We start from the raw sequence: 14,061 nt of genomic DNA on the forward strand, positions 1-14,061 counted from the left end.
AGCGAAGCAATCCAGAGCCGGATCAGGACGCCCTGGATTGCTTCGCTGCGCTCGCAATGACGAATGGTGGATCCGACTTCGCATCGTCGATCCCGCGAGCCGAACAACCGTCCTTCGTCGCCCCGGACTTGATCCGGGGCCCCGCTTCTTCCTGGCGGCCGCGCCAGAAGCGGGATCCCGGATCAAGTCCGGGATGACTGGCGAAGTCAGGCAATCGCGCTGGCCCTATGACGTCAATTTGATCCGTCATTGCGAGCGCAGCGAAGCAATCCAGAGCCGGATCAGGACGCCCTGGATTGCTTCGCTGCGCTCGCAATGACGAAGGGTAGATCCGCCTTCGCATCATCATGACCGTCAGGTCGCGTTACCCTCGTTCGGTCGGTGCCGCGCTCGGGGCCTTGCAAGCGAAGCAGGCCGCCCCGTACGGACGATCGCATGGTCAGCCAGCACCAACACCGCTTCTGCGGGAATGACCGCCGCAACTGCGGCGTGAGGGAGCGGCTATGTCGCCGCGCGGCCCTGCCGGGCCGGTGGTCGCGACTTGATCGAATGCATGGGCCTGACAGGGACTGTTTCCACCCCGGGCACGTGATTAGTCCAACGCTGTCGGACGCCGTGACCGATCGGATCGCCCGTCTGTGATCGTCACCGAACGCCTGATCCTCCGCGCATGGCGGGAGGAGGATGTTGCGCCGTTTCACACCATGGGTCAGGACGCCGAGGTGATGCGCTTCCTCGGGCCGCCGACCACCGCCGCCGGTGCGCTTGCCATGATGCACGAGGCGAACGAGACCGCGCAAACCTTCGGCCGATGCTTCTGGGCGGTGGAGCGGCGCGCGGATCGCGCCTTCATCGGCTTCTGCGGCGTCGAGCCCGGCCCGGCGGGCAGCCCCATCGCCGACCTGCCCGAGATCGGCTGGCGCCTCGCGCGCGCCGCGTGGGGGCAGGGGTTGGCGGGCGAAGCCGCGCGCGCGGTGCTGGCCGCCGAGTGGGAACGCGGCACCGACGCCGTCTACGCGATCACCGTCCCCGCCAACCGCCGCAGCCGTGCGCTGATGGAGCGGCTCGGCATGACGCGCGTTGAGGACGGTGACTTCGACCACCCCGATCTTACCCCGGACAGTCCCTTGCGCCGCCACGTCCTCTACCGCATCGACCGCCCGCTGAATGGCTGATCCCGTCACGGCGCGCGGGCGGGGGCTGTTCGTCGCGACGATCCTGACCGGATCGTTCCTGCTGTTCCTCGTCCAGCCGATGATCGCGCGGATCGCCTTGCCTCGGCTCGGCGGCGCGCCCGCGGTCTGGAACTCGGCGATGCTCGTCTATCAGGCGCTGCTGCTCGGTGGCTACGGCTACGCGCATCTGCTCGGGCGCGTCGCGCCGCGCCGGCAGGGCCTCGTCCATCTGCTCGTGCTGCTCGCTGCCTGCGCCTTCCTGCCGATCGGGCTCAGCGACCGCGTGCTGCCCGCCGGGGCCGAGCCGGCCTTGTGGGTGCCGTATCTCTTCGTCGTCTCGATCGGGCCGCTGTTCTTCGCGGTGTCGGCGCAGGCGCCGCTGATGCAGCGCTGGTTCGCCAGCGCCCGCCCCGGCACCGACCCTTACGCGCTCTATGCCGCGTCCAATTTCGGCAGCTTCGCCGGGCTGCTCGCCTTTCCGCTGCTCGTCGAGCCGCTGCTGAGCGTCTCGCGCCAGCGCTGGCTGTGGAGCGCGGGCTATCTGCTGCTGATCGTGCTCGTCGCAGCCTGTGCACGGCTGCTCCCCGCCGGACGCGAGCCGGCGCGCGCGCAGGCGCTCGACCCGGCACCCGGCCGCGCGCGGGTGGCGCGCTGGATCGCGCTCGGCTTCGTGCCGTCGGGGATGATGCTGGCGACCAGCACCTTCGTCAGCACCGATCTGGTCGCGATGCCGCTGTTGTGGGTGATCCCCCTGTCGCTCTACCTGCTCAGCTTCTCGATCGCCTTCGCCGCGCGGCGCGAAGTCGCCGACCTGCTGACCAACACCGCGCCGGTGACGATCGTGCTGTTCGGCGGCGTGCTGATGGGCGGGTTCGCCGAGCGCGCGACGTTCAGCGCGATCACCGCGCTGATCCTGCTGTTCATGATTTCGGTCGCGCTCCACACCCAGCTCTATCGCCTGCGTCCGGAGCCGGCGCGGCTGACCGGCTTCTATCTCGCCATGTCGTTCGGTGGCGCGCTCGGCGGCGTGTTCGCGGGGCTGATCGCGCCGACCCTGTTCGACTGGACGTGGGAATATCCGCTGCTGATCGTCGCCGCCGGCGCGCTGGTGCCGCAAACCTACCTGACCCCCGCGCTGCGCGCGTTCTGGCATCGCCGTGGGATGATCGTCGCGGGAGCGGTGCTGATCGTCGGCGCGCTCTGCCTCGCGCTGATGGTGCTGTCGCGCGATCCGACCGGTTTCCGCGAGGTGCGGCATCCGGGTGTGATCTTCACATTGGTCGCGCTCGGCGGTCTGCTGTCGCTCGGCGCGCGCGTGCCGTATCTGCTGGTGCTGACCAGCGGGCTGCTGCTGTTCGGCGGCGTCCGCTCGCTGTCGCTCTCGCTCGAACCCGGCGCGCGGGTGCGCAGCTATTTCGGCGTCTACACGGTCGCCGACGAGGCGCGCCGCCGCACCCTGATCCATGGCACCACGCTTCACGGCGTGCAGCTGACCGGCACCCCGGCGCGCGAGCGGATGCCGACGACCTACTACACCCCCGACTCCGGCGTCGGTCATGTGATGCGCGCCGCGCCGATGCTGTTCGGGCCGGGCGCGCGGATCGGGGTGGTCGGCCTCGGCACCGGCACGCTCGCCTGCTACGCAAAGCCGGGGCAGCGCTGGCGCTTCTATGAGATCGATCCGGCGATGGTGGCACTGACGCGCACCAAACGCTTCACCTTCGTTTCGGATTGCGCACCGGATGCGACAATGGTGCTCGGCGATGCGCGTTTGTCGCTCGAACGCGCGCCCGCAGCGAGCCTGGACGTGCTCGCACTCGACGCTTTCTCGTCGGATGCGGTCCCGATGCACCTCCTGACCCGCGAAGCCTTCGCCGGATACGCGCGCGTTGTGTCACCGCACGGCGTTCTGGCGGTTCATATCTCGAACCGTTTCGTCAATTTGCGCCCCGTCGTCGCTGCCGCAGCGCGGGCAGGCGGCTGGCAGGCGCTGATCCTCGACCACCGTCCCTCGCTGCTTCAGGAGGAAGAAACGCCGTCTTCCTGGGTAGTTATGACCCGAGATCCCTGGACGCTCGCGCTGGTGGCAGGCGGCGAGGCCGACTGGAAGAATCTGGTGCGCCGTCCGGGCTTTGCGCCGTGGACCGACGATTACGCCAGCATCCTGCCGCTCCTGACCTTCTAGGCGCCCGGCAGCGATCCTGCGAGCGCGTCGATCCGCGCGGTCTGGGCCTGTGCGGTGGCGCGGGCGGCGGCAAGTGCCTGTTCCAGCGCGGGATAAGCGGGCTGAAGCGCCGCCGCGCGCGTGCTGGCAAGGTCGTCGAGCGCCCCCACGCTATCGCCATAGCTCGACCGGAGCGCATCCAGATCGGCGATCGCGGTCTGTGCGGCGATCCACGCATCGCTGCCGACCTTCGCTCCCTTGGCGGTGCGCGCCAGCGTCTCGGCCCGCGCCACGGCCCGATCGAAGTCGCGCGCGGCGGTGGCCCCCTTCGCGGTGATCGCAGCCAATTTGCTATCCAGCACAGGATCTTGCGCGGCGGGAGCAGGCGGCGGCGTCGCCGGTTCCGCGAAGCCGAGCTTCTCGACCGGGCGTGGCGCGAGCGACGGATAGACGGTCGGGCCGCTCGCGCAGGCGGCGAGGAGCGCGAACGAAGCGAGCGGGGCGGGGGCGCGGAGCATGTTTTTTGCCTAGAGGCGCAAAAAAAGTGGCGCAATGCCCTTGCGCGCATCCGATTCGCCGCGTAACAGCGCCGCTCCACAGGGCGCCCGTAGCTCAGCTGGATAGAGCATCAGACTACGAATCTGAGGGTCGGACGTTCGAATCGTTCCGGGCGCGCCACTTTCTCTCCCGAGAGAAAGTCAGTGGAAATAGAGGGGCAGCGCAAGCTGCCCCTTTTTTCATGCGCGTTGTTCTTGCGCTTGTTCCACTACATCCCTCGATCAATCGCCCGACTGGAGAGGATTGCGCGCGCGCTGCGCTGATCTTCCGGCTGCCGCCGCCAACGCTTCCACCGCCAACATGCGAAAGGCCGCGACGTGTCGCCACGCGCGGCCTTCCTCGTTCATCGGAGCGAACGGCTTACTCCGCGGCAACACCCGCGCGCGAGAACATGTCGCCCGTCTCGCCCGGATCCTCGTTCGCGGCGGCGCTGGTGACCTTCGCCTTCTGGCGCTTGTCGAAACTGTCCCACACGTCGTTCCACTGCCCGCGCGTGGCGGCCTTGGAATATTCGGTGGCGCGCGTTTCGAAGAAGTTCGCATGTTCCACACCGTTGAGCAGCGGCGTCAGCCACGGGATCGGATGCTCGTCGATCATGTAGATCGGCTTCAGCCCCAATTGCCCCATCCGCCAGTCGGCGATGTAGCGGATATACTTCTTGATGTCCTTGGCGGTCATCCCGTTTACCGGCCCCATCTCGAAGGCGAGGTCGATGAAATTGTCTTCCAGCCGGATCGTGGTCTGGCAGACGTCGGCAATATCGTCCTTCACCGCCTTGGTCAGACAGTTCCGCTCCTTGGTGAAGGCGTGGAACAGCTTGATGATGCCTTCGCAATGCAGGCTCTCGTCACGTACCGACCAGCTGACGATCTGCCCCATGCCCTTCATCTTGTTGAAGCGCGGGAAGTTCATCAGCATCGCGAAGCTGGCGAACAGCTGCACGCCCTCGGTGAAGCCGCCGAACATCGCCAGCGTCCGCGCGATGTCCTCGTCGCTGTCGACGCCGAAGTTCTGGAGATAGTCGTGCTTGTCCTTCAGCTCGCTATATTCCAGGAACGCGCCATATTCGCTTTCCGGCATCCCGATCGTGTCGAGCAGGTGCGAATAGGCGGCGATATGCACCGTCTCCATGTTGCTGAACGCGGTCAGCATCATCTTGACCTCGGTCGGCTTGAACACGCGGCCGTACTTCTCGTGGTAGCAATCCTGCACCTCGACATCGGCCTGCGTGAAGAAGCGGAAGATCTGCGTCAGCAGGTTGCGCTCGTGATCGGTCAGCTTCTGCGCCCAGTCACGGCAATCCTCGCCGAGCGGCACTTCCTCCGGCAACCAGTGCAACTGTTGCTGGCGCTTCCAATATTCGAACGCCCACGGGTATTCGAAGGGCTTGTACTGTTTGGACGCCTGAAGAAGCGGCATGAGGTTACTCCGGTGAGAGATATTCGAAAAACGTATCAACGAGCGGGTAGGATCATGCCTCCAGGCTCCACTGCCACATCGCCCAGGCCGACATCGCCAGCACGCTGCCCCCCGCCAGCGCCATGATCCCGACCATTCGATAGACATAGACGCGCGCCGGCCCCTGCGGATGACGCAACTGGATCAGCAGCCACGCACCCACGACCACAAAGACGGCGGCGACCGCGAACATGATCGCGGATTGCAGCGGCAGCGTGTCGATCATGCGACCAAAGTCGCAGCGGCGCGTTTGCCGCCCGAACCCAACAAAGGAGAACGACGATGGTCGATGCCAGCCAGATCAAGGAACATGCCGAAGTGATCGGCGCGGACGGCGTGCACGTCGGCACCGTCGACCATGTCGATGGTGACCGGATCAAGCTGACCAAGAACGACTCGCCGTCCACGCAGGACGGGCAGGGCGCCAAGCACCATTACTTGCCGATCGGGCTGGTCGCCGAGGTCGAGGGTGACCAGGTGCGGCTGTCCGCGACCGCGCAGAACGCGCAGGACATGTTCGAAGAGGCGGAATGACCGTCCCGCCGCGGCGGCGCTGACCGCCCGGCCGCGCACGACGACCCCGGCCGCCGCACGGCGCGCCGGGGTTTCGTTTGCCTGCCGAGGCGTCTCGCCGTCCATCCGCTGTGCCCGCTCCTGCGCCTGCGCCTGCCCCGGGCCCCGCTGCGGAGCCCCGCCACCACGATCGACGGAAGCCCGCCGAGTCACGATGATGTCGCAGCCATTCTACGCGAAGGCGGCCGCAGACGCTACAGATTGTGGGCGCTAATCCGACCGAACACCAGATCGTCGGTGGGGCGGCGCGTCAGAACGGGCGCTCACCGCGGTAGTTGCCGGCGTTCTTGTAGCGGCACACCAGCACGTCCTCGTCGCGCCCGCGCGACAGCGCGCAGCCGACCTCGACCGTGTCACGCCACATCAATTGCGTGTAATGCCCGACGTCGGCGACACGCCCGGTGGTGCTGTTGTTCGGGAAGGCGCCAGGCTTGAAGTAGCGCTTCTCGCGCACCCAGCCACCGACCATCGCCTCCGGCGTGTAATAGCCCCGGGTGCCCGCCCACAGGTTTTCGCCCTCCGGGTCCATGCGTCGTTCCGGCGCATGTTCGAAGCGTCCGGTCGCTGCCAGATATTGACCCCAGGCATGTGCCGACTCGACCAGCTCCGGGTTCCAGCGCAGCGGCGCGATGCCGAGCGCGGCGCGCTCCGCGTTCTGCGCCGCCAGAACGCGCGCATCGAACGTGTTCGAATAGCTTGCCGCGCCGGTGACGAACGGCGTGAACAGCAATGCGGCAAGGGCGACGAACAATGGGCGACGATGTGGGGTGGAACGCGGCATGGGCCGGGTAACCTCTTCCTGATGACCAGGAGAAATTACGGCGGTCGGTCCTTACCGGCGGTTAGGGAATCTGGTTAGCGAGTCTTCATATCTACGGCGATCGTCGCGCCATCTTACCGGTGTCGCGACAGATCTTTTCGGCCGGATCAGGTGCCGACGATCGTCACCAGATCACCGCGGGCGACCTGGTCGAACAGCAATTGCGCGAATGACAGCGGCACGCCGATGCAGCCGTGCGTGGCCGACCCGCGGCGCACCGAACTGGCGTGGATCGCCACGCCGTCGTTGGTCAGGCGCAGCATGTACGGCATCTCGGCGTCGTACAGCGACGATTGATGTTGACGCGCGCGCATCAGGATCGGGAACGTGCCGGTGGGCGTCGGCTTGTGATCGGTACCATAGAGGATGACCGCGGTGCCGATCTCATGTCCGTCGCGGAACACCGAGATCGTCTGGCGGGGCAAATCGACCCTGACCCGCACCTTGCCCGTGGGCGGCGCGCCGATGTCGTTCCAGACGTAATCGCCAAAGCGCATCGGCTTGCGGATCGCCAGCAGGCTGTGCACCCGCATCGGTTGCGCACCGGTCATCGGCAACACGCCCTCTCGCCCGGCGGGATAACGGAAGCGCGCGCCATAGCTGCCGATCGTGGTGGCGATGGTCGTCGCGGCAACGGGCGTCACGACGCCCGCCACGGCCACCAGCGCGAACGCGGCGGCGCCGAGCACGCTACGGATCATGCGACGGTGGCGCGCGTCCGCTTGCGCCGGCGCACGGCGAGTCCGGTGATCGCGAAGCCGAGGGACATCATCGCCCAGGTCGCTGGTTCGGGCACGGCCGGGACCGGAGTGGTGGGCGTCGGGGTCGGCGTGGGGCCGGGCACGCCTGGAATATTGCCGCCGGGGCCGGTCGGGAAGACCGGCGGCGGGCCGAACGAGTCACCGCCGCCGCCCGGCCCGACCGGCCCGAGTGCGTCCGGGGTGACGGGCGAAAGATCGGGCACGAAGCCGGCCGGGGTGATCGGCAGATCGCCGGCGGGCACGCCGCCGACCGGATCGCGTTCGCGCACATTGCTCAGCACCCGCTCGCGCGGCGAGCGCGGGCGATTGCTGGCCAACTGGCGCGGATGCTTCGTCTGCTTGATGTTGAACATCGCGCCATGCCCGCGCTCGCCGGGTGATCGTGCGGTCATGATCGACAGCGGATCGGGCAGGACCGCCAGCGCGGCGGGCAGGTTCATCGCCTCTGCAAAGGGCACGGTGCCGCCGATCAGGCCCAGCCCGGCGTAGCTACCGAGCGCCGAACCGGCGACACCCAACACCACCGCCGCACGGATCAGCGTCGTGCGGGAGATTGAGGTGATAAGGGAGCGCCAGTTCTTCATCCCGTCGACCGAATCCTGTCAAATAGTCCGATTGGGGTAGAACGCTTTTGCGCTGCACTGTCTCCGCAAGTCCAGTAGAATCTGTTCCAGAAATGCGACGGCCGGTACAACGCCGGGCCGGTGTTGCCGATGCGCCACCGACAAACCGCATGTACCAAACTCTGCCGGCGAAGCGTTAATAATTGATCGAAAGGTTAACGGCGCAGTCAAAAGTTAACGCGACGGGTCGAGCCGTTCGCGGTGTTTGGTGACCAGCCCTCCAAGCCATGACGAAAAGGCCCGAACCCGTCGCAATTGTCGTGTGTCGCGGTGTGTGACCAGCCAGAACGTCCGATGAATGGTGATTTCGGGCAACACCCGCACCAGGTCAGGCAGCACGCCGCCGATGAAATGCGGCAGCACGCCGACCCCGGCGCCGGTAGCGATCAGCCGCGCCTGCGCATTGATGCTGGAACTGCGCAACGTCGGTGCGGGCAATGGTCCGACATCGTCGACGAACCGCAATTCCGGTGAATAGAGCAGATCGGGAATGTAGCCGACCATCGCATGTCGATCGCCCAGCGACTCGCGCGTGACCGCCCCGGCGCCGGCGATCAGCGATCGCGCGGCATAAAGATGCAGCGCATAATCCGACAGCTTGCCCGCGACGACCGGACCGTGCCGCGGGCGCGCGAGCAACACGGCGACGTCCGCCTCGCGCCGCGACGGGCTGAGGAACCCCGAAATGGCGGCCAGGTCGATCGTCAACGCGGGGTGTTGGGCGGCGAACTCGTGAAGATGCTCGGCGACCAGCCAGGTGCCGAATCCTTCGGAGACGCTGACGCGCAGCAACCCGGTAAGTGTCTCGGTAGAGCCACGGGTTTCGACGATCCGCTCGGCGGCGTTCTGCATTTCCTCGACCTGCGCGAGCAGGGTCTCACCGGCTTCGGTAAGCACCTGTCCCTCGCGGGTCTGCTCGAACAGCGTTCGGCCGAGCCGCGCCTCCAGCCGACGCAATCGGCGGCCGATCGTGGTGGCATCGACGCCGATCAGCGCGGCGGCGCGTGCGATCTGCCCGGCGCGCGCTACCGCAAGAAAATCCTGTAAGTCGTTCCACGGCAAGGGCTGCGTCATTGCAGGTGAACGTTGCAGATTTGTCGCTTGCCTGCAAACCATGCGGGGCGCACACCCGCACGCAACACAGGAGAGAGATGCGATGCGCCAGCTCGACCATCATATCGCGGGCAGCGGCGGCGGTGCCGCGTCGGCGCGCACCGCCGACATTTTCGACCCAAATACCGGGCAGGTGCAGGCGCGCGTGGTGCTCGGCACCGCCGCCGATCTCGACCGCGCGGTCGCGGCGGCGCAGGCCGCGCAACCGGCATGGGCGGCGACCAACCCGCAGCGCCGCGCGCGCGTCATGTTCCGCTTCAAGGAATTGGTCGAGGCGCAGATCGACGAACTCGCGCATCTGCTGTCGTCCGAGCACGGCAAGGTGATTGCCGATGCCAAGGGCGACATCCAGCGCGGGCTGGAGGTGATCGAATTCGCCTGCGGCATCCCGCATGTGCTCAAGGGCGAATATACGCAGGGCGCGGGGCCGGGGATCGACGTCTATTCGATGCGGCAGCCGATCGGCATCGGCGCGGGGATTACCCCGTTCAACTTTCCGGCGATGATCCCGATGTGGATGTTCGGCGTCGCGATCGCGTGCGGCAATGCCTTCATCCTCAAGCCGAGCGAGCGCGATCCGAGCGTGCCGGTGCGGCTGGCCGAGCTGATGCGCGAGGCCGGGGTGCCCGAGGGCGTGCTGCAGGTCGTCCACGGCGACAAGGAGATGGTCGACGCGATCCTCGACCATCCCGCGATCGGCGCGGTCAGCTTCGTCGGATCGAGCGACATCGCGCATTATGTCTACCGTCGCGGCGTGGCGGCGGGGAAGCGCGTGCAGGCGATGGGCGGGGCGAAGAACCACGGCATCGTCATGCCCGACGCCGATCTCGACCAGGTCGTTGCCGATCTCTCCGGCGCAGCGTTCGGTTCGGCGGGCGAACGCTGCATGGCGTTGCCGGTGGTGGTGCCGGTCGGCGACAAGACCGCCGAGGCGTTGCGGCAGAAACTGCTCCCGGCCATCGAAGGCTTGCGCGTCGGCGTGTCGACCGATGCCGAGGCGCATTATGGCCCGGTGGTGAACGCCGCGCACCGGGAGCGGGTCGCCAACTGGATCCAAACCGGGGTCGACGAAGGTGCCGAACTGGTCGTCGACGGGCGCGACTTCCGGTTGCGGGGGCATGAACAGGGCTTCTTCATCGGTCCCAGCCTGTTCGATCATGTCACCCCCGACATGCAGGCGTATAAGGAGGAGATTTTCGGCCCGGTCCTCCAGATCGTCCGCGCCCCCGATTTCGAAACCGCGGTGCGGCTGCCGAGCGAGCATCAATATGGCAATGGCGTCGCGATCTTCACGCGCAACGGCCACGCCGCGCGTGAGTTCGCGGCGCGGGTAAATGTCGGGATGGTCGGGATCAACGTGCCGATCCCGGTGCCCGTCGCCTATCACACCTTTGGCGGCTGGAAGCGCAGCGGGTTCGGCGACACCAACCAGCACGGCATCGAGGGCGTCAAATTCTGGACCAGGATCAAGACCGTGACGCAACGCTGGCCCGACGGCTCGGCGTTGCCGCGCGGGAGCGAGGACGGTGGACCCAGCCGCGTGCAGGATGCGTTCGTGATACCGACCATGGGGTGAGGGACGCGATGCACGGGCGAGCCAAGACGTTTGATCCTGAAGCCGTTCGGCGCACGCCGCCGTCGCGCGAGGCGGCTTGTCGCGTGCGTCCGGCACTTTCACAAGGGATTTGCGGCCTTGCCCGGACCCGGCGCGCGCCGGGCCGGCGGTGGGGCGTGGCGCTGATGCTGACGCTTGCCGCCTGTTCCGGCCACGATGCCGACTACAACCGGGTCGACGTGCCCGAGAAGGAAGCCGCGGCGCAGGCGGCGATCGAGCAAGCGGCGGCGCAGAACGGTGCGGCATCGACCGCGCGCACCGGGGTGCCGGTCGCGCGCACCACGCCCAACGCCGCGCGCGACCGTGCCTTTCCCACGGAATTTCTTGGATATTGGGGTGCCGGCGACAATGACTGCGAACTGGCCAACACTGCGGCGACCGGCCGGATCAACATCGACGCCGACACGATCCGCTTCTACGAATCGCGCGCCCGCGTGCAGCGCATCGACCGCCGCAGCCCGCAGGAAGTGGCGGTAGACCTGCGCTTTTCGGGCGAGGGGCAGAGCTTCTACGCCCGTGAGGTCTACCGGCTCGACGCCGGTGGCACCATGCTGGTGCGCACCAGCCCGACCGCCACGCAGCGCTATCGCCGCTGCTGAGGATATGACGATGACCGACCAGTTCGACCTGACCGACGAGCAGCGCGAAATTCAGGCGCTCGCGCAACGCTTTACCGCCGATCGCATCACCCCGTTCGCGGCGGAATGGGATGAAGGGCACATCTTCCCGCGCGACACGATCAAGGCCGCGGCCGAGCTGGGGTTCGCCGCGATCTACGTCAGCGAGGAGAGCGGGGGGATCAACCTCGGGCGGCTGGAGGCGGCGCTGATCATGGAGGCGATGGCCTATGGCTGTCCGGCGACCAGCGCGTTCATCTCTATCCATAATATGGCGAGCTGGATGATCGACCGCTACGGATCGGCGGAGCTGAAGGCGCGGTATCTGCCTGATCTGGTGACGATGGACCGGATGGCGAGCTATTGCCTGACCGAGCCGGGTTCGGGATCGGATGCGGCGGCGTTGAAGACCACCGCGTACCGTGACGGCGACGAATATGTCGTCAACGGGACCAAGCAATTCATCTCCGGTGCCGGAGAAAACGAGCTTTACGTCACGATGGTGCGCACCGGTGCCGAAGGACCGAAGGGTATTTCGTGTCTGGTGATCGAAAAGGACATGCCCGGTGTGTCGTTCGGCGCGAATGAGCGCAAGCTGGGCTGGCATGCACAGCCGACCCGCGCCGTGACGTTCGACAATGTCCGCGTGCCGGTCGCCAATCGCGTCGGGGAGGAAGGCGAGGGGTTCCGCTTCGCGATGGCGGGGCTCGACGGCGGGCGGCTCAATATAGGCGCCTGCTCGCTGGGCGGCGCTCAGCGCTGTCTGGACGAGGCGATCCGCTACACCAGGGACCGCAAGCAGTTCGGGACGGCGATCAGCGATTTCCAGAACACGCAGTTCATGCTGGCGGACATGGAGACGGAGCTGCAGGCGGCGCGCTGCCTCCTCTACGTCGCCGCTGCCAAGGTGACGGCGGGTGCGCCCGACAAGACCCGCTTCGCGGCGATGGCGAAGCGGCTGGCGACCGACACCGGATCGAGCGTCGTGGATCGCGCGCTGCAACTGCATGGCGGTTACGGCTATCTGATGGACTATCCGATCGAACGCTTCTGGCGCGACTTGCGGGTACATTCGATCCTTGAGGGGACCAATCAGGTGATGCGGATGATCGTCGGCCGCGAATTGGTGCGGCAGTGAGCTATAGTCCCTCGCCCCTGAAAGGGGAGAGGGATGCGGAGACTTGGCAGCTTGCTGCCTAGTCGTAGCTGGGTGAGGGGTAAGCGATCGCGGTGCGATCGCGCGAGCCGCAGGCTCGCTCACCCCTCACCCAACCTTCGCTAGGCGGCGGTGCCGCCAAGCTGCGGTATCCCTCTCCCCTTTCAGGGGCGAGGGCGGGAGAGACGATGACGCAGGACCTCATCACGACCATCCAAGGCCCGGTCGGGCGCATCCGGCTCAACCGGCCCAAGGCGCTGCACGCGCTGACCACCGCCATGTGTCAGGGCATCCTTGACGCGCTGGAGCAATGGCGCGGCGATCAGGCGGTGCGCTGCATCATGATCGACCATGCCGAGGGGCGTGGTTTCTGCGCGGGGGGCGACATCCGGATGCTCGCCGGCAGCGGTGCCGGCGACGGTGCCGAGGCGCGCGCCTTCTTCCATACCGAATATCGCATGAACCACCGGCTGTTCACCTATGTGAAGGACACGATCGCCTTCATGGACGGGGTGACGATGGGCGGCGGGGTCGGTGTGTCGCAGCCGTGCCGCTATCGCGTCGCGACCGAGAATACGCGGCTGGCGATGCCCGAGACGGGGATCGGCCTGTTCCCCGATGTCGGCGGCGGCTGGTATCTGTCGCGGCTGCCGGGGCGGATCGGGCAATATCTGGCGCTGACCGGCGCGCGGGTCGACGGGGCGGAGGCGTGCGCGCTGGGGCTGGCGACGCACTACGTGCCGGCGGCGCGGATCGAGGAGGCGAAGGCGCGGATCGTCGCCGACCCCGAGGCGATCGAGTCGGCGCTGTCCGGTCTTGCAGAGGAGGCACCCCCGGCCAAGCTGCTGGCAAATCGTGAGGTGATCGACCGGCTGTTCGCCTCGGACGATCTCGAAGAGATATTGGCCGTCTTGCCGGCGGACGGCGGCGATTTCGCGCAGGACACCTTGGCGACGCTCGCCACCAAGTCGCCGCAGGCGATGAAGGTGTCGCTCAAATTGCTCAAGGATGCCGCGGGGATGGCGACGTTCGCCGACGAGATGCGGCAGGAATATGCGGTCGCGTGCCGCGTCGTGCAGCGCCCCGATTTCGTCGAGGGCGTCCGCGCGCTGATCGTCGACAAGGACAATGCGCCGCGCTGGGAGCCGCCGACCGTCGCGGGGGTGAGCGACCATATGATCGACCGCATCTTCGCACCGCTGCCGGAGGACGAGGCGTGGACGCCGGGGTGATGTGTGTGCCGCAAGGTCGAGGACACATGCGTGACGTGCGCGCGGCAGGCCGGGTTGATGGACTCGGCAGACATTGGCTCCTGCCTGCGCAGGAGCGACGGAAAAGTTGGGACGTCAGTGCTCCTCTGACGTCGTCGCCCCTGCGAAGGCAGGGGCCCATGTCTGTAGCGTGTCGCGAGCCGATGGACACAGGCGC

General features: G+C 67.1%; 14 protein-coding genes and 1 tRNA gene. 8 read left to right on the plus strand and 7 right to left on the minus strand.

Annotated features, from left to right (window positions below; genetic code table 11):
• Positions 1–638: 638 nt before the first annotated feature.
• Positions 639–1,175: a GNAT family N-acetyltransferase gene (locus PGN16_RS01025; protein ID WP_335307545.1), complete on the plus strand. Its 537-nt coding sequence runs from the start codon at positions 639–641 to the stop codon at positions 1,173–1,175.
• The gene (locus PGN16_RS01030; protein ID WP_335307546.1) at positions 1,168–3,360 is read left to right on the plus strand and encodes a fused MFS/spermidine synthase; all 2,193 of its coding nucleotides are present in this window, start codon (positions 1,168–1,170) and stop codon (positions 3,358–3,360) included. The genes PGN16_RS01025 and PGN16_RS01030 overlap by 8 nt, the downstream gene beginning before the upstream one ends.
• Here the strand turns inward: PGN16_RS01030 and PGN16_RS01035 are convergent.
• Complete coding sequence (locus PGN16_RS01035; protein WP_335307547.1) at positions 3,357–3,857, minus strand: hypothetical protein; 501 nt, start codon at positions 3,855–3,857, stop codon at positions 3,357–3,359. The genes PGN16_RS01030 and PGN16_RS01035 overlap by 4 nt on opposite strands.
• 83 nt (positions 3,858–3,940) lie before the next feature.
• On the opposite strand from PGN16_RS01035, the gene PGN16_RS01040 reads away from it, so the two are divergent.
• Positions 3,941–4,017, plus strand: a tRNA-Arg gene (locus PGN16_RS01040).
• A 240-nt stretch (positions 4,018–4,257) separates the two neighbouring features.
• Here PGN16_RS01040 and PGN16_RS01045 read toward each other — a convergent pair.
• Complete coding sequence (locus tag PGN16_RS01045) at positions 4,258–5,316, minus strand: ribonucleotide-diphosphate reductase subunit beta (RefSeq protein ID WP_335307548.1); 1,059 nt, start codon at positions 5,314–5,316, stop codon at positions 4,258–4,260.
• A gap of 52 nt (positions 5,317–5,368) precedes the next feature.
• Positions 5,369–5,581 carry a hypothetical protein gene (locus tag PGN16_RS01050; protein ID WP_335307549.1) on the minus strand — a complete coding sequence of 71 codons (213 nt, stop codon included), beginning with the start codon at positions 5,579–5,581 and terminating at the stop codon, positions 5,369–5,371.
• A 56-nt stretch (positions 5,582–5,637) separates the two neighbouring features.
• On the opposite strand from PGN16_RS01050, the gene PGN16_RS01055 reads away from it, so the two are divergent.
• Positions 5,638–5,889, plus strand: a complete 252-nt coding sequence (locus PGN16_RS01055) for a DUF2171 domain-containing protein (RefSeq protein ID WP_335307550.1) — start codon at positions 5,638–5,640, stop codon at positions 5,887–5,889.
• 289 nt (positions 5,890–6,178) lie between these two features.
• On the opposite strand, the gene PGN16_RS01060 is transcribed toward PGN16_RS01055, so the two are convergent.
• The 4 genes from PGN16_RS01060 to PGN16_RS01075 all read right to left on the minus strand — a co-directional run bounded on the left by PGN16_RS01060 (position 6,179) and on the right by PGN16_RS01075 (position 9,206).
• Positions 6,179–6,709 (minus strand): CAP domain-containing protein, encoded by a 531-nt coding sequence (locus tag PGN16_RS01060; protein ID WP_335307551.1) that lies wholly within the window; start codon positions 6,707–6,709, stop codon positions 6,179–6,181.
• 146 nt (positions 6,710–6,855) lie between these two features.
• Positions 6,856–7,449: a L,D-transpeptidase family protein gene (locus PGN16_RS01065; protein WP_335307552.1), complete on the minus strand. Its 594-nt coding sequence runs from the start codon at positions 7,447–7,449 to the stop codon at positions 6,856–6,858.
• Positions 7,446–8,093, minus strand: a complete 648-nt coding sequence (locus PGN16_RS01070; RefSeq protein ID WP_335307553.1) for a PEPxxWA-CTERM sorting domain-containing protein — start codon at positions 8,091–8,093, stop codon at positions 7,446–7,448. The genes PGN16_RS01065 and PGN16_RS01070 overlap by 4 nt, the downstream gene beginning before the upstream one ends.
• A 213-nt stretch (positions 8,094–8,306) precedes the next feature.
• The gene (locus tag PGN16_RS01075; protein ID WP_335307554.1) at positions 8,307–9,206 is read right to left on the minus strand and encodes a LysR family transcriptional regulator; all 900 of its coding nucleotides are present in this window, start codon (positions 9,204–9,206) and stop codon (positions 8,307–8,309) included.
• An 82-nt stretch (positions 9,207–9,288) separates the two neighbouring features.
• Between PGN16_RS01075 and PGN16_RS01080 the strand changes: the two genes are divergently transcribed.
• The 4 genes from PGN16_RS01080 to PGN16_RS01095 all read left to right on the plus strand — a co-directional run bounded on the left by PGN16_RS01080 (position 9,289) and on the right by PGN16_RS01095 (position 13,865).
• The gene (locus tag PGN16_RS01080) at positions 9,289–10,821 is read left to right on the plus strand and encodes a CoA-acylating methylmalonate-semialdehyde dehydrogenase (protein WP_335307555.1); all 1,533 of its coding nucleotides are present in this window, start codon (positions 9,289–9,291) and stop codon (positions 10,819–10,821) included.
• A 155-nt stretch (positions 10,822–10,976) separates the two neighbouring features.
• Positions 10,977–11,459 carry a hypothetical protein gene (locus PGN16_RS01085; protein WP_335307556.1) on the plus strand — a complete coding sequence of 161 codons (483 nt, stop codon included), beginning with the start codon at positions 10,977–10,979 and terminating at the stop codon, positions 11,457–11,459.
• 10 nt (positions 11,460–11,469) lie between these two features.
• Entirely contained in the window at positions 11,470–12,615 is a 1,146-nt protein-coding gene (locus PGN16_RS01090; RefSeq protein WP_335307557.1) for an acyl-CoA dehydrogenase family protein, read from the plus strand.
• Between the two features lie 206 nt (positions 12,616–12,821).
• Positions 12,822–13,865: an enoyl-CoA hydratase/isomerase family protein gene (locus tag PGN16_RS01095; RefSeq protein WP_335307558.1), complete on the plus strand. Its 1,044-nt coding sequence runs from the start codon at positions 12,822–12,824 to the stop codon at positions 13,863–13,865.
• Positions 13,866–14,061 lie beyond the last annotated feature (196 nt).

The sequence above is a fragment of the Sphingomonas phyllosphaerae genome (assembly GCF_036946485.1).
In the GTDB taxonomy this organism is placed as follows: domain Bacteria; phylum Pseudomonadota; class Alphaproteobacteria; order Sphingomonadales; family Sphingomonadaceae; genus Sphingomonas; species Sphingomonas phyllosphaerae_E.